We start from the raw sequence: 19,424 nt of genomic DNA, 5'->3' as shown, positions 1-19,424 counted from the left end.
AATTTTCAAGGTGCGTTTGTTTGTGGTCACCACTCTTTCGTGGCGACAAGGAATAATATATCACGTCTAATAAATCATTGCAAGTAGTTTTTTAGAAAAAAATATCGATCAATCCACTCTAGCGTCAGTATCACTCCATCGTCCTGTGCTGCGAATCACTCATCTAGGTGACCAGCAAATGGGTCGTGCGGGCGTTAAAAGCGGTTGACCCGGAATTGGCGCATGAATTTGTGGAAGTGTTTAAAGAATTCTATCGCCACCGCAATAAACAGCGTGTCATCACATTTACCGAATCAATGCTCTGGCTTTTCGCTAGGCAAAGATACCTGACGAATCGCCACCACGTTTCATTGTTATGGCGATTCGTCATAATAATTACAATTTCCCTTCACATTGCGGTTCGCTCCACCGAAGGCGAGTACCGCTTGTTATATGATCCGCTGATGGAACAATCCCTTGAACCATTCGGCTTCAAACGGCTGAAAAAAACTTGCGCCAACCCAAATAGGATGAATACCACCCTGGCAACGCAGACGAACGCATAACAGCAAAACCTCTCTCCCTAATATTGTTTCATTGGGGAAAGAGGTTTTTTCCTTTCACTTATTGATCAGCCCGTTTGATCCAAGCCGGTAGTTCATTCAACAAATTGTCCACGGCCAGTTCTTGACTCTCGCCCGAACGGCGCAGTTTGATTTCAACGAGGCCTTCGCCCGCTTTGGCGCCGACGGTGACCCGGACGGGAATGCCGAGCAGATCGGCATCTTTGAATTTCACGCCCGCACGCTCCAAGCGGTCATCAAACAAGACTTCCACGCCCGCTTTTTTCAATTCTGCGTACAAATCTTCGGCCACCCGGCTTTGCTCTTCATTTTTCATGTTGACCGCGATCAGGTGAACGGTAAACGGTGCTACCGCCACAGGCCATATAATGCCGTTCTCATCATGGTGCTGTTCAATGATCGACGCAACGGTGCGGGAAATACCGATGCCGTAACAACCCATGATAAAGGGTTGTTCCTTGCCGTTCGCATCGAGGAAGCGAGCGCTCATGGCCTCACTGTAACGCGTCCCCAGTTTGAAGACATGGCCCACTTCAATTCCGCGCTTAAAGTGGATCGCCCCACCGCAACGTGGACAGGCGTCCCCTTCTTGGATATTGCGCAAATCGCCCACTTGGTCGACGGAGAAGTCGCGACCTGCTTGGACATGCATGAGATGGGCATCCACCTCGTTGGCGCCTACAATCATGTCGTTTAACTGCATGACTGCTTGGTCTGCCAGGATCTTCACTTTTTCCTTCAACCCGACCGGCCCGACAAAGCCGCTTGGCACACCCGCGACCCGACGAACGGTCTCTTCATCAGCCAATTCGCAGACCGTGCCTTCCAGCAGGTTTTTGACTTTGACATCATTCACTTCATGGTCGCCGCGAACAAGAACCAACACGGGTTCGCCATCGACGATGAACAGCAAGCTTTTCACCAATTGTTCTTTGTCCACTTGCAAATACGCCGCCACTTCTTCAATCGTGCGCTTCTCCGGGGTGGCCACCTTTTCATGAGCCGGCGCTTCCGTCTTATCTGCCGCATCCGCCACGCCCACCACTTCGGCCATTTCAATATTGGCCGCATAGTCGCACGCGCCGCACATCGCGATCGTGTCTTCACCAGCATCAGACAAGACCATGAACTCATGGGTGCCTTTCCCGCCGATCGCACCCGCATCCGCTTCCACCGCGCGGAAGTCCAGCCCAACACGAGTGAAGATGTTTTTGTATGCCTGATACATGTCTTCATACGTTTGGTCGAGCGAATCCCGATCCGCATGGAAGGAATAGGCGTCTTTCATCAGGAACTCACGTCCGCGCAACAAGCCGGAACGAGGCCGTTTCTCGTCGCGGAATTTGGTTTGGATCTGATACAAGGACATGGGCAACTTCTTATATGTATTGATTTCGCCCCGCAACAGATCGGTAATCACTTCTTCGTGCGTGGGACCCGCCGCGAAATCCCGGTCATGGCGGTCTTTCACTTTGAACAGCTCCGGCCCGTACGCATCCCAGCGTCCGGTCTCTTGCCACAATTCAGCCGGATGAAGCGCCGGCAACAACAACTCTTGGGCCCCGATGCGATCCATCTCTTCACGCACGATCTTCTCCACTTTATTTAAGACGCGGTACCCCAAGGGCAGATATGTATAAATTCCCGCCGCCAATTGGCGGATAAAGCCCGCCCTCAACATCAGTTGATGGCTGATCATTTCTGCTTCACTTACCGTACGCAATGTCGGTATAAGCGCATTTTTTTGCCGCATACAACGATCCCTCTCTTTTTACATAACTACGTCATTCCTAATCATACACAAAAGAGCAGCAAGATAAAAGCCAGTGTTTGAAGATGTTTCATCCGCCCCTCCTCTTTATGGGGGCGGATGAATCAGGATTAATCTTTGATAGAACCGGCCATCATTCCCGCGATGAACTGTCGGCTGAAAAAGGCGAAAATCAATAACAGCGGGAGCGTGACCAACAAAGTAGCCGCCATGATCATGCTGTAATCGTTGGTGTAAATCCCATTGAGTGAAGAAATGGCCACTTGCAGTGTATACTTGGATTGTTCCGTCAAAATCACCAACGGCCACATATAGTCGTTCCAAGAATTCAAAAAGGTGACGAGCCCCAATGTCGCCAAGGCCGGACGGGCGATCGGCAGAACCAAGCGCCAGTAAAGTTGAAAACGGTTGCATCCATCCGGCCGGCATTTAATAGATCATCATGGATCGAGGAACTCATATACTGCCTCATCCAGAAGATGCCAAACGCATTGGCCGCCCCCGGAATGATCAAAGCTTTAAATGAATTGATCCATTCCAAATGCTGCATAATGATAAACGATGGAACCAGCCCCAATTGGCTTGGCACCATCATGGTGGCCAACAAAAAGACAAACAGCACATTCTTTCCCGGAAACTGAAACTTCGCAAACACAAACCCCGCCAACGAACAAAAGAACAGCACCAACAAGGTGTGAACCGTGGCCACAAACAGACTGTTGACAAAAGATTGAAAGAAAGGGATCAACCCTAACGCTTGATTCATATTGTCCAACAGCTGGGTGCCGGGAATCAGTTTGGGTGGGTAACGGAAAATATCATTCGATGTGCTTGTCGCCATGACCACCAACCAATAAAACGGAAAGAGCGATAGGAACGCACCCATGCCTAATCCCAGATAGACCAGGAATTTACCAAAGGAAAATCCATGATCACCTACTGCTTTGTTCATCCGCTTCTCCTCCCTGTCGCGTCATTTAGCTTTCTTTCCTCATTGTTAACTTCCAATTCACTATGGAGAATCCGACAATCATCAGGAAAAGCATCCAGGCCACGGCAGACGCATAGCCGTAATAGTGGTTTTCAAACGCTTGCTTATACAGATAGAAAACCAAAGTAAGCCCGCCATTGCCCACACCGCCTGTCCCGCTTGTCAACACTTGGGCCTCCGTAAAAATCTGCAAACCACCGATCGTCGATAAAATCACCGTAAACAGGATCACTGGGCGCAACAACGGCAGCGTAATATGGGTAAAGATTTGCCTCCAGTTCGCGCCATCGATCTTGGCGGCCTCATATAAGTCATAGGGGATGCTTTGCAAACCAGCCAGGTAGATAATGGTGTTATAGCCTGTCCAACGCCAAATCACCATCACGGAAATGGCCGTTTTGATCCAATCGGGGGAATTCAACCAGGCAATCGGCTCCAAACCCAATTGCCGGAAAAAAGCGTTAATTAGCCCGTATTCCGTGCCGAAAAACGAACCGAAAACAATGGTCACGGCAACGATCGACGTGATGTTGGGCAGAAAGTATACGGCCCGCAACCCATTTTTGAACCGGATAAACGCGGCATTGAGCAAAAAAGCCAAAACCAAGGCCAAAATCAACTGCGGAACCGTGGACTCAATCCAGATAATCAAGGTGTTGATCACGGAAGTCAAGAAATCGGGATCGAACCAGAGCAACTCAAAATTACGCAAGCCGACAAACTTCATTTCCCCCAATCCATCCCAAGTGTGAAAAGCCAGATAGAAGGAGAATAAAACCGGAAATAAGCCAAAGATGAAAAACGGGGAGATAAACAGATAAAGAGAAGCATTCTTTTTGATTTCACGCCACAAGGTCGGTTGCTTTGCGTTTGGCGCAGAATTGGACATGCCTTTCCCTCCTAACTTATCCACGCTCCAAGACCATTTGGACTTGTCGCAATATGTCTTTCCACGCTTTGTCCGGAACTTTGTTGGTATTGATGACCAAATCGATTTCCTTGCCGACCACGACATCCACGACCCTGTACCTGGCCCCTTTATAACTGCTTTTGACCTGTTTGGCCGCTTCCCCATATAACCGACCCAATTTTTGCCCTTGCCAAAACGGATAGCTAGCATCATAAATGGTCGGATCCTGATAGACAGAGGGAGTGGACGGGAAGTTCCCTTCATTTTTAAACACCTTAAGATGCTGTTCAGGAGATAACAGCCAACGGATCGCTTCATAAGCTTCTTGCGGATGCTTGCCTTGTTTTGGCAGAGTCAAAAAAGACCTGCCCATATTGGCTGAACCTTCTGGCATCGGTGCCGCTTGCCATAACCCTTTCGTATCGGGAGAGTTGGTCTCGATGACGCCCCGCGCCCATGCCGCCGACAGCACCACTGCAAAATCGCCTTTGTTCATTCCGGCCGTCATCTCGGCATTCAACCAAGTAAACCTCCCGGCAATTCCCAGCTGTTTGGCTTTCACCATGTAATTCCACGCTTTCAGGGTTTGCGGATTTCGGTCCATCACCAATTGGTTATTGCGATTGAAATAAGGGGTGGCCCCTTGGTCACGAACCGCTTCAAACAGGTTTTTGGGTGAGAAAAGAAGATATTTACCGGTCTTCTTTTTTAATACCTCACCGCTTCCATAAAGTCTTCCCATGTTTTTATTTGCTTGGCCACCTCTTCCGGTTGATAGGGTAAACCTGCTGTTTGAATAAATCGGCGCGATAATACATGACCGTGGGCCCCGTATCAGTCGGCAGACCCATCACATGATTTCCTTTCACCGCCTGGTTCCATTTCCAATCAAGATATTGCGGTTGAATCGACTTGGCCCCCAACTTATTTAAGTTATAAAAAGTGTTTGGATATTGCAGAAAGGTATCCACAAACGAAATGTCTATCATAGCGATGTCGGGGGCGCCGGCTCCCGCTGACAGTGCCGTAAACAATTTGGAGTGCGCATCTTCCCACTTGATGATCTGTGGTTTGATCTCAATATGGGGATGGGTTTTGTTAAACTCGGGAATAATCTTCTCAAATCCGGCCCCTCGCCAAAACCACATCGTCAAAGTCACTTTTTCATGCGCAGCCGACTCGTTCTGTGGGATGTTGCAAGCCGTCATCAGGCAACTTCCCACGATCATCAAAATACTAAGTAAAATCATCTTGACGCGAACCATCTGTCTCTCCTCCTTTTTTTAGTTAATAAAGCTAGAGGCTATAAATAACAGACGCAAATCCAAACTCAACTTCGACACCGGCTTAATGTATGCGCTTACATTTTTGGTAGCGAAATCAACCCCCCCTTCAGCCTTGCGGCGGTTATATACGAAATTCAAAATAAATTCTTAATATAATGTATATTTATTATTTTATATCAAAACATTCTTCCACGCAAAAACCGAAGCCCATCCCAGATGAGCTTCGGTTTCGCGTGCCGAATATCGTCGTTTATGAGAAGAAGATCTTTTTAATATCGTTATATGTAACGAAGATCATCAACATCATCAACAAAGCAAATCCGACAAAATGCACCATACTTTCCTTATTTGGGTCGATTGGTCGGCGGCGAATGGCTTCCAAACCGATAAAGACAAGCCGACTGCCATCCAGGGCCGGAATGGGCAACAGGTTGAATATCCCCAGGTTTAAGCTTAAGAGCGCCGTTATTTGGATCAGTGGCTCGATCCCGCTTTGAGCCGCCTTTCCAGTGATGTTCCCCATCTGGACAGGTCCGCCGAGGCTTTGCACAGACATTTGCCCCGTCACCAGATTGCCCAAGCTATCCACAATCATGACCGTCCAATCGTAGGTTTTGGTAAATCCGGCTCCCACCGCTTCGCCAAACGACGCCTCCCGCTTCATTTCATCTTGGCGGAACTGCACACCGATCTGATACAATTCCCCCTTTTTCTGAGGCGTCAGCGGGTATTGCAACGTCTCACCGCCGCGTTTGACGGTCACCGTCACTTCGTTGCCTTTGGACTCCATCAACGCGTATCGCAATTGATCCATATTCCGAACCTCTTTGCCGTTGACCGCCGTAATCAAGTCACCCGCTTTGATGCCCGCTTTGGCCGCCGGCGCATTGGGCATCACTTGATCCACCGGCAACCGGTCTTCAATCCCAGACATCAAGGTGAGAACCGCAAAGAGAATCACCGTCAGGATAATGTTAAACAGGGGTCCGGCAAAAATCGCCAACGCTTTTTGCCCTACTGTTTTGGAGCCGAACTGCCGATCCAATGGGGCAATTTGCATAAAGTTTTTCTCATCGTAATGAATCAATGCTTGTCGATGCAAAGGATATTTATGCTCGCGCTGTACTTGGTCTTCCAGCACAATGTACAATTCCTTTTCCAAGTCCGCCTTCACCACCCAGCCCATCACCACGGCTTGGTCCAGCTGTGGCGGCTCATACAGGTAGAGGTGGTCCAACTTGCCATCTGCCGTTTGTGTCGCGTATATGAGCGAACCCGTTTTCAGCTCCACCAACTCGGCGTCTTCTCCGGCCATACGCACAAACCCGCCCAACGGCAGAGCTCGAATCGAATAGATCGTTTCTCCATGAATTTTGGTAAAAATCTTCGGTCCAAACCCGATCGCAAACTCCCTGACCAAGATCCCCGCACGCTTGGCAAAGAGAAAATGGCCCAATTCATGGATAAACACCAACAAGCTCAACACCAAAATAAAAACGATCACTGTTTGCATGGGTTATCACCACCATCCGGTAATCAACAGCCTCAAACCATCTACACTGAGTGCAGCATACAATCTGAAGCAAATTGCCGTGCCCAAGAATCAGCTGCATCAATCTCTTCCAACGATGGATTGGTCACCGGAATATGCGCGTTTAACGCCCGCTCCACCACTTCTTCAATCATCAGGAAAGAACAATTTCCTTTGAGGAAGGCAGCAACGGCTACTTCATTGGCCGCATTTAACACGGTCGTCATGGTTCCTCCCGCTTTTCCCGCTTCATATGCCATTCTTAAGCATGGATAGCGGTCAAAATCGGCCGGACGAAAGTCGAGGCGGGCCAGTTTCAGCAAATCCAACCGCTCCGTCGCCAAAGGCAAACGACGCGGATAAGACAGCGCATATTGGATGGGCACTTTCATGTCAGGCGTGCCAAGTTGGGCCATGACCGCACCATCGCGAAATTCGACCATGGAGTGAATAATGCTCTGAGGATGAAGAATTACATCTATTTTCTCATACGGAAGATCAAATAACCAGTGCGCTTCAATCACTTCCAGACCTTTGTTCATCATCGTGGCCGAATCGATGGTCACTTTGGCGCCCATCGCCCAGTTTGGATGTCTAAGCGCTTTCTCCACCGTGGCTTCCTTTAATTCTTCCCTTGTCCAATCACGGAAAGAACCACCGGAAGCCGTCACCATTAACCGCACAACATCTTCGGGATGTTCCCCATTCAAGCATTGGAAGATGGCCGAGTGCTCACTGTCGATCGGCAGAAGCGGCACGCCGGCCCGTTTCGCTTCTGCCGTGACGATATGGCCCGCTGTGACCAATGTTTCTTTATTGGCCAAACCCACTTTTTTCCCTGCCTGAATGGCCGCCAATGTAGGTCTTAGGCCCGCGCTTCCCACCAATGAGGAAACCACATAGGTGGCTTCAGGATGCGCCGCCACTTCCAGCAAACCTTCATCGCCCCACACCACCGTTACGCCCGATGGTACTTCTCGCACCACACACTCGGCGGCGTCTTTGGTCTTCATCGCCACCAGTTGGGGACGAAATTGTTTTACTTGCTCAATCATCTTATCCACGTTGGACCCCGCCGCCAACGCAACCACTTGGTACTCATCCGGGTGTTGGGCCACCACATCTAAGGTACTCGTCCCAATAGAGCCTGTCGAGCCGAGAATCGCTATCTTCTCCGGCATCCCTATTCCTCCCTTTACACCACCTGAACCAAATACAAGATAATAAACGTAAAAATGAGACTGTCAAAGCGATCCAGCACACCGCCATGTCCAGGCAAAATCGTGCCGGAATCTTTCACGCCCACGCTTCGCTTCCAAGCGGACTCCACCAGATCGCCCATTTGTCCCACAATGGTGATCAACAAACCGATTCCCACTGCAAAGATAAATCCACCCAAACCTGAAACCAAACAGATAATCAAACTCATCACAAGTCCAAACAACACGCCGCCAAGCGAACCTTCGATCGTTTTATTGGGGCTGATGTCCGGCCACAACTTATGCTTGCCCCATCGTTTGCCGATGAAATAAGCACCTGAATCATTGGCCCACGTGACCAAAATCACCAACAACGACCATGCCAGACCGTTCGGTTTCCAAATCGTCTGCATCATATAGGAGAACCCATACCCTATGTATATGGCACCAACAAACAGATAAGCCATCTGAAAGAGGTCAAATTGGTTCCGGCTCAGCACAATCAGAACCAAGTAAAGGGTTAGGCCAAACATAATGGGGTAGGGGTCCTGTAGGAAAGCGTATGGCGGCACCACATGCACTTTCATCAGGCCGCTCACAAAAAAACAGGTGGCAAGACCCACGCCAATGACGGTCTGCAAACTTGTGAGGGCGAACTGTTTCATGTTGGCATACTCCAGAAACGCGAGCACAGCCAACACAAACATCAGACCAGTATAATACCAATCGCCTAAGTATGTGAGTAATAAGAATCCTACAGCCCCTAAAACACCTGTAATGATACGTTCTTTCATCTGCTATTTCCCCTGTCTATTACACCGCTCCAAACCGACGCGAACGACGTTGGAAATCTTCGATCGCTAGATAGAATATTTCATCGGTAAAGTCAGGCCAGAGTACGTCCGTAAACCAAAGTTCACTATAAGCCAGTTGCCACAGGAGGAAGTTACTGACGCGAATTTCCCCGCTTGTGCGAATCACCAGGTCGGGGTCCGGCAACCCTTTCGTCAACAGATATTGACCCATCAACTGTTCATTCACTTGTTCCTTATCAATATCACCATTTTGTACATCTTCTATAATTTGACGAATCGCATGCAAAATTTCATCCCTTGAACCGTAATTGATCGCAAAATTAAGGATAAGGCCCGTATTTTCTTTCGTTTTTTCTTCAAACTCGATTAACGCCTGTTGGGTTGCCGATGGGGTCTTGCTTTTTTCCCCCAACATCTGCACTTTGACATTCCGTTTCATCAGTTCTTGCAAGTCCGTCTTCAGAAACTCGATTGGCAATTTCATCAAATATTCGACTTCATCTTTCGGGCGTTTCCAGTTTTCCGTTGAGAAAGAGTAGAAAGTCAACACTTTGATTCCCAACGAATCGGCCGCCCGGATAATCTCGCGTACACGTTTCATCCCTTGGGCATGGCCCGCCGTACGCGGCAAACCGCGCATTTTCGCCCAGCGGCCGTTCCCATCCGTAATGATGGCAACATGCTCCGGCAACGGGACGGATTTGATGACTTCAAGCAGCTCTTCTTTCGTTCTTTCCGAACCTTTTTCTCCATTTACCAAACGCTTAAGCGATTTGATCATAGAACATTCCCCCGAACCAAGGACTCATCTCCCTAGACAAACTAGGATGAAGTAGATAGAAAACCCCCTCGAAAGCGAAGGGGTTCCCACCCAGATCATGCTCTATTAAATCTCCATGATTTCTTTCTCTTTGTCGCCAACCACTTGATCCACTTCTTTGATAAAACGGTCTGTCAACTTTTGAATCTCTTCTTGACCGCGACGAGAGGTGTCTTCTGGGATTTCTCCGTTTTTCTCCATCTTTTTCAGCTCATCATTGGCATCGCGGCGAACATTGCGGATGGCAATTTTGGCTTCCTCCCCCATTTTGCGAGCCACTTTCACCAGTTCGGTCCGACGTTCTTCCGTCAGCGCCGGAATGGTGATGCGGATGACATTTCCGTCGTTGGTTGGGGTTAATCCCAACTCAGCCTTCATGATCGCACGCTCAATCTCACTCAAAACCGATTTGTCCCAAGGCTGGATCACCAATGTGCGAGGATCTGGCGCGGAGATGTTCGCGGTTTGGTTGATTGGCATCTCAGAACCATAATATTCCACCGTGACCTTATCCAGAATCGCCGGATTGGCCCGTCCCGCACGTAATGTCAATAAGTCTTTTTTCAGCACTTGGATGGATTTCTCCATTTTATCTTGCGCTTGGCTTTTCACCTGGTTCATGATTACACGCTCCCCTTTACCAATGTTCCAATATGTTCTCCTAATAGAACGCGGCGAATATTGCCTTCTTCGGAAATATTGAAGACAATCAGCGGAATATTGTTATCCATGCATAATGAGGAAGCAGTAGAGTCCATCACCTTCAATCCTTTGCTGAGGATCTCAAGGTAGGTGAGTGATTCATATTTTTCAGCATTTGGGTCTTTCGATGGGTCGGCGGTATATACACCATCCACACCGTTTTTCGCCATCAAGATCACTTCTGCCTCGATTTCGGCAGCCCGAAGCGCAGCCGTCGTATCCGTGGAAAAGAATGGGTTCCCATTCCCCGCGGCAAAGATGACGACACGCCCTTTTTCCAGGTGGCGAATCGCGCGGCGGCGAATATATGGCTCTGCTACTTGTCTCATTTCTATGGAGGATTGCACGCGGGTGGGCACATCCATGCTCTCCAGTGCATCCTGCAAAGCAAGCGAATTCATGACCGTTGCCAGCATCCCCATATAGTCTGCCGTGGCCCGGTCGATCCCCCGCTCAGACCCTTTGATGCCGCGCCAGATGTTGCCGCCGCCAACCACCACAGCCACTTCCACACCCAGTGCCACAACTTCTTTGATCTGTTTGGCCAAAGAGTGAATCACGTTAGATTCGATACCGTAGCCCATTCCTCCTGCTAACGCTTCGCCACTCAGCTTTAAGACAACCCGTTTATACTTGGGAGTACTCATGACTTTCCTCCGTTCCAACCAATATCAGCTACATCTCTTCATGCACCGCTCTCCGCCACGCCGGCGGTGAGAGGCGGGAGCTTCCCGGGCAATCCCGTTAATGGACGAGAAATGGACCGGGCTAACTCCGTTGTCCCTACGGTTATGGTAGAATTTTAGTTAAAAAAAGGGAACACACCAGTCGTGTTCCCTATATAACTGCCTTAGTCTTTCTTTACTTGAGCCATTACTTCTTCCACGAAGTTGTCTTGGCGTTTTTCGAGGCCTTCACCCATTTCGAAACGCACGAAACGGCGGATGTTGATGTTTTCACCAATTTTTGCAATCAGTTCTTTGGTCACTTGGTCGATCGTCTTGTCGGAGTCTTTCACGAATGGTTGGTCAACCAGGCAGATGTCTTTGAAGTGTTTGGTCAGACGGCCTTCCACCATTTTGTCGACGATGTTTGCTGGTTTACCTTCTTGAAGCGCTTGTTGCTTGAGGATTTCACGCTCTTTTTCAATTTCTTCTTGCGGGATTTCATCACGACGAACGTATTTGGGGTTCATAGCGGCGATTTGCATCGCAACGTCTTTCACGAATTGACGGAAGTCTTCGTTTTTGGCCACGAAGTCGGTTTCGCAGTTCACTTCCACGAGCACGCCAATCCGTCCGCCAGCATGTATGTAGGACTCAACAATCCCTTCAGCCGCAATGCGGTCTGCTTTTTTCGCAGCTTTGGCGATCCCTTTCTCGCGCAGATAGTCGATCGCTTTGTTCATGTCACCGCCCGTTTCAGTAAGCGCTTTTTTACAATCCATCATTCCTGCGCCGGTTTTTTCGCGCAGTTCTTTTACCATAGCTGCAGTAATTGCCATGTGAGGCCCTCCTTAGTTTTTTTGCGTATAAAAAGGGGTGGGCAAGAAACGCGTTTGTTTCATGCCACCCTCTTTTACTCATTAGGAAGCAGTTGTGCTTTGTTGCTCGCCTTGACGACCTTCCAAAATTGCATCGGCAATTTTTCCAGTGAAGAGACGAACGGCACGGATGGCATCATCGTTACCTGGGATCACATAATCTACTTCGTCTGGATCACAGTTGGTGTCCACAATCGCAACGATTGGGATGTTGAGTTTGCGAGCTTCAGCCACCGCGATGCGCTCTTTGCGCGGGTCGATCACGAAGAGTGCATCAGGCAGTTTTTTCATGTTTTTGATGCCGCCCAAGAATTTCTCCAGTTTCGCTTGCTCTTTCTTCAGGAGAATGACTTCTTTCTTTGGAAGAACATCAAAAGTGCCATCTTCTTCCATGCGCTCCAACTCATGCAGGCGATCGATGCGCTTGCGGATGGTTTGGAAGTTGGTGAGCGTACCACCCAGCCAACGGTGGTTGACATAGAACATATCGCAACGTGCAGCTTCTTCTTTCACTGCTTCTTGCGCTTGTTTTTTGGTGCCCACAAACAGAACGTTTCCGCCGTTTACGGACAGGTCACGCACGAAGCTGTACGCTTGTTCCATCATTTTAACGGTTTTTTGCAGGTCAATGATGTAGATTCCGTTACGCTCGGTGAAGATGTACTTGCTCATTTTTGGGTTCCAACGACGGGTTTGATGTCCGAAGTGTACCCCCGCTTCTAACAATTGTTTCATGGATACAACTGCCATTTGGGTAAATCCTCCTTAAGTTTGGTTTTATCCTCCGCCGAAGTCATCGAAAGCAGTAACCGGGGCAGGCCCGGCACCTACTGCTCACTACCTCGACGTGTGTGTTCGCACCATTCAAGAATATACCATAACCCCATCCGCCTACGCAAGCTGTATTCGCGATTTGTTTAGGAGTTGCGTAGTTTTTCCAACGCTGGCAGCAAGCGCTCATTCAAAACCTTGATAAAGGTTCCTTTCATCCCCAGCGAACGGGATTCGATGACACCCGCGCTTTCCAGTTTGCGCAGGGCATTGACGATGACGGACCGGGTAATGCCGGCACGGTCCGCAATTCGGCTTGCCACCAGCAACCCTTCTTTGCCGTCCATCTCTTCAAAAATGTGCTCGACGGCCTCTTGCTCACTGTAGGACAGAGAATCGATCGCCAACTGCACCATGGCCCGGGACCGCGCTTCTTCTTCCACTTTTTCCGCTTTTTGGCGAAAAATCTCCATGCCCACCACCGTCGCCGCAACCTCCGCCAAGACCAGATCATCATGAACGAACGGCCGACTCGGTCGCGTCAGCAATAATGTGCCGAGCCGCTCGCCCCCTCCCAGAATGGGGACGAGGGTGAAAAAATGGGGCACATGCACCGACTCGGCGAAGTGAAACTCACGCAACCAGTCTCCATTGGCGACCGTTTCCGTGAACTTAAGCAAACGGTCGTTGGTTCCCACAGGTAGCCTTTTCTTGTGGATCATCACTTCTTTGGGGAACTCCACTTGGGCTTCCTCCAAAAACGGATTGCCATAACCCAGTATCTTCCCTTTGCGGCTGATCACATAGATATTGCATTCGATCACATCGCTCATGACGAGGGACATCTCCATAAAGCTGACCGCCTGTCCGCCTGCCTGTTGCAACAAGCGATTGATCCGCCTGGCCTTGGATAGGAGACTCATCGCTCTTCATTCCCCTCTTCTATAGGATGTACTGACTCAGATCACGATCCTCAGCGATGTCTTGCAGACGCTGTTTGACATATTGCGGCGTAATCGTAATTTCACCCATCCCAATTTCCGGGGCTTCAAATGACAACTCTTCCAGTAAGCGTTCCAACACCGTATGCAACCGGCGCGCCCCAATGTTTTCGGTTGAACGGTTCACCTCGGCGGCGAGTCGAGCCAATTCCTGAATCGCTTCCGCAGTGAAGGTTACGCGAATCCCTTCTGTTTCCAACAATGCCGTATATTGTTTGATCAATGCGCTCTTGGGCTCAGTCAGAATGCGGACAAAATCATCCGCGGTCAAGTCATCCAACTCAACCCGAATGGGAAACCGCCCTTGCAATTCAGGAATGAGATCGGATGGTTTGGACACATGAAACGCCCCTGCGGCAATGAACAAAATATGGTCGGTTTTGACGGGGCCGTACTTGGTCATCACCGTAGACCCTTCCACAATGGGCAGAATGTCCCGCTGGACCCCTTCTCGGGACACATCGGGCCCGTGTCGGTCTTTGCCGGCGATCTTGTCGATCTCATCGAGAAAGACAATCCCGGATTGTTCCACCCGTTCCAACGCTTCTTGGGTCACTGTGTCCATATCGATCAGTTTCTGCCCTTCTTGCTGGATCAACACCTCGCGCGCGTCCCGCACCCGCAAGCGACGGCGCTTCGTTTTCTTCGGCATCAATTGCCCCAGCATCTCTTGCATGTTCATGCCCATCTGGTCCAATCCCATGCCGGCGAACATATCCATCATGGGCGCCTGCTCTTCCACTTCAATCTCAATGATTTGCTCTTCCAATTCGCCCCTTGACAGCTTTTCCTTCATCCGTCTCCGCTCCTCACGTATGCGCGCATGCTCGCCGGGATCCTGGGATGGGTTGGAGGCACCGCTGTTTTGCTGAAAGAGAAGCTCCAATGGATTTTTAAAAGAGGATGCCGTTTTTTTCTCCGGTACCAATATTTCGACAATTCGCTCGTCCGCCAATATCCGCGCCTGCTCTTTGACGCTTTCTAATTTCTCTTGCTTTACCATACGAATACCCGTTTCAACCAGGTCGCGAACCATCGATTCCACATCGCGCCCAACATAACCCACTTCCGTGAACTTCGTCGCTTCCAGCTTCACGAACGGGGCGCCGACAAGCTTGGCCAAACGGCGGGCGATCTCTGTTTTTCCGACACCGGTCGGACCAATCATCAAAATATTTTTAGGCACCACTTCTTCCTTTAATTCCTTTGGCAGGAGCGATCGGCGATACCGATTGCGCAAGGCGATGGCCACTGCCCGTTTCGCCTGGTCTTGACCGACGATATATTTGTCCAACTCCGCCACAATTTGTCGTGGAGTCCATTTTTCTTGGGGATTTAAGAGTGCCATATTAAACCTCCTCCACTATGATTTGATCATTGGTAAAGACACACACTTCACTTGCAATGCTGAGGGCCGCATAAGCGATTTCTCTTGCCGTTAAGTCGGGGGCGTACCGTTTTAAAGCGCGTCCGGCGGACAAGGCATAGCTTCCGCCCGAGCCGATCGCCAACACTTCATCATCGGGTTCAATCACTTCCCCCGTCCCCGAAATGAGCAGTAAGTGTTGTTGATTCAGCACAATCATCATCGCCTCTAATTGGCGCAACATCTTATCCGTTCGCCACTCTTTGGCCAACTCCACCGCGGCCCGGGCCAGATTGCCATGATACTCCTCCAATTTGGCTTCAAACTTCTCAAACAAGGTGAGGGCATCCGCAACGGAACCGGCAAAACCGGCCAGCACTTGCCCTTTATACAGACGACGCACTTTTTTGGCCCCATGCTTCATGATCATTTGGTTGCCAAACGTGACTTGCCCGTCTCCCGCAATGGCGGCTTCTCCTTTGTGTCTCACTGCAAAAATGGTCGTGGCATGGAATGCACCCATTGGCATTTCCTCCTCTTCGGTTCTGTGGAACAGAATTCACATCAACATGAACAAATGAATGCACGAAGAAACAGCAGTTCCCAGGCTGCTGTTCCTTCATTCATTGCGCTTTCCCCAAGCTCGGGCCGATTGACCAACCCGCCCGGACCATCAGGAAACGGAATCGCTCACTTGGCGAGAAAAAGACGCGATCTCTTCAAGCGCTCGCTCCGCATATTTTTCCGCACGTTCTTTTTTACCCCGAATCCGCACAGGTAACTCCTCAAACAATCCAAAATTGGCATTCATCGGTTGGAAATGTTTTGAGTCGGCTGTGGTGATGTAATGGGCCAAACTGCCGATGGCAGTCGTTTTGGGCGGCACAGCCAATTCCTTGCCCTGTACAAAACGCGCCGCATTGATTCCCGCGATCAAACCGGCGGCGGCCGATTCCACATATCCCTCGACACCCGTCATCTGTCCCGCGAAAAACAGGTCGTCACGACGACGGAACTGATAAGTGGGTTTCAGCAGTTTGGGGGAATTGATGAACGTGTTGCGATGCATCACCCCATAACGGACGATCTCGGCATTTTCCAGGCCCGGGATCAATCGGATCACTTCTTTTTGCGGACCCCATTTCAAATGGGTTTGGAAGCCGACGATATTGAACAAGGTTCCCGCACTGTTATCCTGACGCAATTGGACGACGGCATAGGGCCGCTTGCCTGTGCGCGGGTCCGTTAACCCAACCGGTTTCATCGTGCCGAAGAGCAGGGTTTTCTTCCCGCGCTTCGCCAACACCTCAATCGGCATGCACCCTTCAAAGTAAATCTCTTTTTCAAATTCCTTCAGCGGAGCCGTCTCCGCCGAGACCAACGCTTCATAAAAGCGGTCAAATTCCTCTTCGGTCATCGGGCAATTGAGATAGGCCGCTTCCCCCTTGTCATAGCGGGAAGCGACAAACACCTTCTCCATATCGATGCTCTCTTTCTCCACAATCGGTGCCGCCGCATCGTAAAAATAAAGGTACTCTTCCCCCGTCAGCGCCTTCAATTGATCGGACAACGCGGCGGACGTCAGCGGTCCGGTGGCAATCACCGTCGGTCCGTCCGGGATGGTTTGAATCTCTTCTTTGATCACTTCCACATGCGGATGGTTATGGAGCAAATCGGTGATCTCCTGCGAGAAACTCTCCCGATCCACCGCCAGCGCCCCTCCCGCCGGAACCGCATGTTTGTCGGCAGCGCGCATAATCATCGAATTCAACCGGCGCATCTCTTCCTTCAAAATGCCGACCGCATTGGTCAGCGTCGCGGCGCGCAAGGAGTTGCTGCACACCAACTCGGCGAATTGCCCCCCGCGATGGGCCGGCGTCATTTTGACCGGGCGCATTTCGTACAACTTGACGCGCACGCCCCGCTCGGCCAACTGCCACGCCGCTTCACTGCCGGCGAGCCCGGCGCCCACTACCGTCACAACTGGTTGTGTCATTGCTTTTCTCTCTCCTTAGTCCTTCGTCTCTTCGGTGTAATCACATGATGTGCAACGAGTCACCGTTCCCTTTTTCCCTTTCTTCTCCACCATCATCCCCCGGCACTTGGGACACGGGCGCGCAACGGGGGGATCCCACGAGACAAAATCACAGTCGGGATACCGGTTGCACCCATAAAACGTTCGTTGCTTTTTGCTTTTGCGTTCTACCACTTCGCCTTCTTTGCATTTGGGGCAAGTGACCCCGGTCGACTTGATGATCGCCTTGGTGTTGCGGCACTCGGGGAAAGAGGAACAGGCGAGGAACTTGCCGTAGCGGCCAAACTTATATACCATCGGACTGCCGCACTTTTCACATACCTCGTCTGAGACCTCGTCTTCCAGCTCCACTTCCGCCATCTCTTTCTCAGCCGTTTCCAACCTTCCTTGAAAGGGCTGATAAAAGCGGTCCAGAATCTCGATCCAATCCGCTTTGCCTTCCTCCACTTGGTCCAAGTCATCTTCCATATGCGCCGTAAACTTCACATTCAATATCTCCGGGAAAAACTCTTCAATCAGTTGGATCACAATCTCTCCCAACTCAGAGGGCACAAACCGTTTCTCTTTCAGGAACACATACCCGCGCTTCTGGATCGTATCCAACGTGGGCGCATATGTACTGGGGCGTCCAATCCCCTTCTCTTCCAGCTCCTTCACCAAACTCGCCTCTGAATAACGCGGTGGCGGCTGGGTGAAGTGCTGTTTGGGGTCAATTCTTTTCCGTTTGAGGGCTTGCCCCTCAGTGAGTGGCGGCAACAGCTTATCTTCTTCTTTTTTGTTCTCGTCATTGCCCTCGACATACACCTTCATAAATCCGGGGAACTTCAACTTCGATCCCGTGGCCCGGAACAAAGCGTCACCCGCGCGGATATCGGCCGTGACCGCGTCAAAAACCGCGGTCGCCATCTGCGAAGCGACAAACCGCTCCCAGATCAACTTATAGAGGCGAAACTGGTCACGCGACAAATGATCCTTGATATCAGCCGGCGTCCTCAGCACCGACGTCGGACGGATCGCTTCGTGCGCATCTTGCGCCCCCGCTTTTTTCTTGTGGATGCGGGGTGTCGCGGGCAAATACTCTTTGCCATAGGTCTTTTCGATATAGGCCTTCGCTTCGGATTGGGCCGTCTCGGAGATGCGGGTGGAATCCGTTCTCATATAAGTGATCAAACCAACCGTTCCCTCTTTGCCGAGATCGATCCCTTCATAGAGTTGCTGGGCCACCGCCATCGTCTTTTGGGCGCGGAAATTCAATTTGCGCGCCGCTTCCTGTTGAAGCGTGCTGGTGATAAACGAGGGAGCCGGGTTGCGCTTGCGCTCGCTCGTCTTGATCCCTTCCACGATAAAACGCTTCCCTTTGATGTTTTCCAGCAACTGATCCACTTCTTCTTTGGACTTTAATTCCGTTTTCTTCTGGTGGTACCCATGGAATTTCGCTTCCAGCGCTTCTTCGCCGCTCAACAGGCTGGCGGTAACCGTCCAATATTCTTCCGGCACAAACTGGCGAATCTCATTCTCGCGGTCCATGATCAATTTGACCGCAACCGATTGCACACGCCCCGCGCTTAATCCTTTCTTTACCTTTTTCCATAAAATCGGACTGATGCCGTATCCCACAAGCCGATCCAAAATGCGGCGCGCCTGTTGTGCGTTCACCAAGTCCATATTGATCTTCCGCGGTTGTTTGAATGCTTCTTTTACCGCTTGTTTGGTAATTTCATTAAATACCACACGGCACTCTTGATCGAGCGGAACATCCAAAATATGCGCCAGATGCCATGCGATCGCTTCCCCTTCGCGATCAGGGTCGGCGGCGAGATAAACGCGTTTCACTTTCTTTTTCGCATCGCGCAGCTCCTTCAGGACATCCCCTTTTCCTCGAACGGTTATATATTTGGGTGTGAATTTTTCTTCTACATTTACTCCCAATTGGCTCTTTGGCAAGTCGCGCACATGCCCCATCGAAGCCTTGACAATATATTTGCCACCTAAATACTTTTTAATGGTTTTGGCTTTCGCGGGCGATTCGACAATAACCAGCGAATCGGCCATAGGATGGCCCTCCCCTCAACAGTATCGCCGTTTTCTTCCACAGAGTTTTTACACTCGTATCTGTAACA

18 protein-coding genes and 1 pseudogene are annotated in these 19,424 nt (G+C 50.3%); 1 reads left to right on the top strand and 18 read right to left on the bottom strand.

What is annotated here, in order from left to right; all coding sequences use genetic code 11:
• Positions 1-185: 185 nt before the first annotated feature.
• Positions 186-545, top strand: coding sequence for a hypothetical protein (locus ACFQNG_RS11425; RefSeq protein WP_379865120.1), 360 nt, complete (start codon positions 186-188; stop codon positions 543-545).
• 58 nt (positions 546-603) lie between these two features.
• Here ACFQNG_RS11425 and ACFQNG_RS11420 read toward each other — a convergent pair whose 3' ends face one another.
• From ACFQNG_RS11420 to topA, 18 genes and pseudogenes are all read right to left on the bottom strand, one after another.
• Entirely contained in the window at positions 604-2,316 is a 1,713-nt protein-coding gene (locus ACFQNG_RS11420) for a proline--tRNA ligase (protein ID WP_379865118.1), read from the bottom strand.
• Between the two features lie 128 nt (positions 2,317-2,444).
• Positions 2,445-3,286: pseudogene (locus ACFQNG_RS11415) on the bottom strand (carbohydrate ABC transporter permease).
• A 25-nt stretch (positions 3,287-3,311) separates the two neighbouring features.
• Positions 3,312-4,214 carry a carbohydrate ABC transporter permease gene (locus ACFQNG_RS11410; RefSeq protein WP_379865117.1) on the bottom strand — a complete coding sequence of 301 codons (903 nt, stop codon included), beginning with the start codon at positions 4,212-4,214 and terminating at the stop codon, positions 3,312-3,314.
• Between the two features lie 16 nt (positions 4,215-4,230).
• Positions 4,231-4,977 carry an extracellular solute-binding protein gene (locus ACFQNG_RS11405; protein ID WP_379865114.1) on the bottom strand — a complete coding sequence of 249 codons (747 nt, stop codon included), beginning with the start codon at positions 4,975-4,977 and terminating at the stop codon, positions 4,231-4,233.
• A gap of 4 nt (positions 4,978-4,981) precedes the next feature.
• Complete coding sequence (locus tag ACFQNG_RS11400; RefSeq protein WP_379865112.1) at positions 4,982-5,500, bottom strand: ABC transporter substrate-binding protein; 519 nt, start codon at positions 5,498-5,500, stop codon at positions 4,982-4,984.
• Positions 5,501-5,771: 271 nt separating this feature from the next.
• Positions 5,772-7,034 (bottom strand): RIP metalloprotease RseP, encoded by a 1,263-nt coding sequence (gene rseP, locus ACFQNG_RS11395; RefSeq protein ID WP_379865110.1) that lies wholly within the window; start codon positions 7,032-7,034, stop codon positions 5,772-5,774.
• A 41-nt stretch (positions 7,035-7,075) separates the two neighbouring features.
• Positions 7,076-8,233: a 1-deoxy-D-xylulose-5-phosphate reductoisomerase gene (locus ACFQNG_RS11390; protein ID WP_379865107.1), complete on the bottom strand. Its 1,158-nt coding sequence runs from the start codon at positions 8,231-8,233 to the stop codon at positions 7,076-7,078.
• Positions 8,234-8,247: 14 nt separating this feature from the next.
• Positions 8,248-9,045, bottom strand: coding sequence for a phosphatidate cytidylyltransferase (locus ACFQNG_RS11385; protein WP_379865105.1), 798 nt, complete (start codon positions 9,043-9,045; stop codon positions 8,248-8,250).
• Between the two features lie 19 nt (positions 9,046-9,064).
• Entirely contained in the window at positions 9,065-9,847 is a 783-nt protein-coding gene (locus tag ACFQNG_RS11380) for an isoprenyl transferase (protein WP_379865104.1), read from the bottom strand.
• A 105-nt stretch (positions 9,848-9,952) separates the two neighbouring features.
• Complete coding sequence (gene frr / locus ACFQNG_RS11375; RefSeq protein WP_379865102.1) at positions 9,953-10,507, bottom strand: ribosome recycling factor; 555 nt, start codon at positions 10,505-10,507, stop codon at positions 9,953-9,955.
• Positions 10,508-10,509: 2 nt separating this feature from the next.
• Positions 10,510-11,235, bottom strand: coding sequence for a UMP kinase (gene pyrH, locus ACFQNG_RS11370; RefSeq protein WP_379865100.1), 726 nt, complete (start codon positions 11,233-11,235; stop codon positions 10,510-10,512).
• A gap of 203 nt (positions 11,236-11,438) precedes the next feature.
• On the bottom strand, positions 11,439-12,092 hold the full coding sequence (tsf, locus tag ACFQNG_RS11365; RefSeq protein ID WP_379865098.1) for a translation elongation factor Ts: 654 nt from the start codon (positions 12,090-12,092) through the stop codon (positions 11,439-11,441).
• Positions 12,093-12,173: 81 nt separating this feature from the next.
• A complete protein-coding gene (rpsB, locus tag ACFQNG_RS11360) occupies positions 12,174-12,881 on the bottom strand; it encodes a 30S ribosomal protein S2 (protein WP_379865095.1) in 708 nt (235 codons plus the stop codon).
• A 167-nt stretch (positions 12,882-13,048) separates the two neighbouring features.
• Complete coding sequence (gene codY / locus ACFQNG_RS11355) at positions 13,049-13,825, bottom strand: GTP-sensing pleiotropic transcriptional regulator CodY (RefSeq protein ID WP_379865092.1); 777 nt, start codon at positions 13,823-13,825, stop codon at positions 13,049-13,051.
• Positions 13,826-13,844: 19 nt separating this feature from the next.
• Complete coding sequence (hslU, locus tag ACFQNG_RS11350) at positions 13,845-15,251, bottom strand: ATP-dependent protease ATPase subunit HslU (RefSeq protein WP_379865090.1); 1,407 nt, start codon at positions 15,249-15,251, stop codon at positions 13,845-13,847.
• Position 15,252: 1 nt separating this feature from the next.
• Complete coding sequence (gene hslV / locus ACFQNG_RS11345) at positions 15,253-15,792, bottom strand: ATP-dependent protease subunit HslV (RefSeq protein WP_379865088.1); 540 nt, start codon at positions 15,790-15,792, stop codon at positions 15,253-15,255.
• A 150-nt stretch (positions 15,793-15,942) separates the two neighbouring features.
• Positions 15,943-17,265 carry an FADH(2)-oxidizing methylenetetrahydrofolate--tRNA-(uracil(54)-C(5))-methyltransferase TrmFO gene (gene trmFO, locus ACFQNG_RS11340; RefSeq protein WP_379865086.1) on the bottom strand — a complete coding sequence of 441 codons (1,323 nt, stop codon included), beginning with the start codon at positions 17,263-17,265 and terminating at the stop codon, positions 15,943-15,945.
• A gap of 15 nt (positions 17,266-17,280) precedes the next feature.
• A complete protein-coding gene (gene topA, locus ACFQNG_RS11335) occupies positions 17,281-19,356 on the bottom strand; it encodes a type I DNA topoisomerase (protein WP_379865085.1) in 2,076 nt (691 codons plus the stop codon).
• Positions 19,357-19,424 lie beyond the last annotated feature (68 nt).

Source organism: Laceyella putida (assembly GCF_042665195.1).
GTDB classification, from domain to species: Bacteria; Bacillota; Bacilli; order Thermoactinomycetales; family Thermoactinomycetaceae; genus Laceyella; species Laceyella putida.
Note: the sequence above shows the minus strand (reverse complement) of the source record. Positions and strands in the feature narration are given on the sequence as shown.

Bases quoted from the DNA above. Each gene is read 5' to 3' on its own strand.
- trmFO (WP_379865086.1), bottom strand. From the start codon at position 17,265: ATGACACAACCAGTTGTGACGGTAGTGGGCGCCGGGCTCGCCGGCAGT.
- codY (WP_379865092.1), bottom strand. From the start codon at position 13,825: ATGAGTCTCCTATCCAAGGCCAGGCGGATCAATCGCTTGTTGCAACAG.
- ACFQNG_RS11400 (WP_379865112.1), bottom strand. From the start codon at position 5,500: ATGGTTCGCGTCAAGATGATTTTACTTAGTATTTTGATGATCGTGGGA.
- frr (WP_379865102.1), bottom strand. From the start codon at position 10,507: ATGAACCAGGTGAAAAGCCAAGCGCAAGATAAAATGGAGAAATCCATC.
- ACFQNG_RS11410 (WP_379865117.1), bottom strand. From the start codon at position 4,214: ATGTCCAATTCTGCGCCAAACGCAAAGCAACCGACCTTGTGGCGTGAA.
- ACFQNG_RS11405 (WP_379865114.1), bottom strand. From the start codon at position 4,977: ATGGGAAGACTTTATGGAAGCGGTGAGGTATTAAAAAAGAAGACCGGT.
- tsf (WP_379865098.1), bottom strand. From the start codon at position 12,092: ATGGCAATTACTGCAGCTATGGTAAAAGAACTGCGCGAAAAAACCGGC.
- hslV (WP_379865088.1), bottom strand. From the start codon at position 15,792: ATGGGTGCATTCCATGCCACGACCATTTTTGCAGTGAGACACAAAGGA.
- ACFQNG_RS11380 (WP_379865104.1), bottom strand. From the start codon at position 9,847: ATGATCAAATCGCTTAAGCGTTTGGTAAATGGAGAAAAAGGTTCGGAA.
- ACFQNG_RS11385 (WP_379865105.1), bottom strand. From the start codon at position 9,045: ATGAAAGAACGTATCATTACAGGTGTTTTAGGGGCTGTAGGATTCTTA.
- pyrH (WP_379865100.1), bottom strand. From the start codon at position 11,235: ATGAGTACTCCCAAGTATAAACGGGTTGTCTTAAAGCTGAGTGGCGAA.
- rpsB (WP_379865095.1), bottom strand. From the start codon at position 12,881: ATGGCAGTTGTATCCATGAAACAATTGTTAGAAGCGGGGGTACACTTC.
- rseP (WP_379865110.1), bottom strand. From the start codon at position 7,034: ATGCAAACAGTGATCGTTTTTATTTTGGTGTTGAGCTTGTTGGTGTTT.
- ACFQNG_RS11390 (WP_379865107.1), bottom strand. From the start codon at position 8,233: ATGCCGGAGAAGATAGCGATTCTCGGCTCGACAGGCTCTATTGGGACG.
- topA (WP_379865085.1), bottom strand. From the start codon at position 19,356: ATGGCCGATTCGCTGGTTATTGTCGAATCGCCCGCGAAAGCCAAAACC.
- ACFQNG_RS11420 (WP_379865118.1), bottom strand. From the start codon at position 2,316: ATGCGGCAAAAAAATGCGCTTATACCGACATTGCGTACGGTAAGTGAA.
- hslU (WP_379865090.1), bottom strand. From the start codon at position 15,251: ATGGCACTCTTAAATCCCCAAGAAAAATGGACTCCACGACAAATTGTG.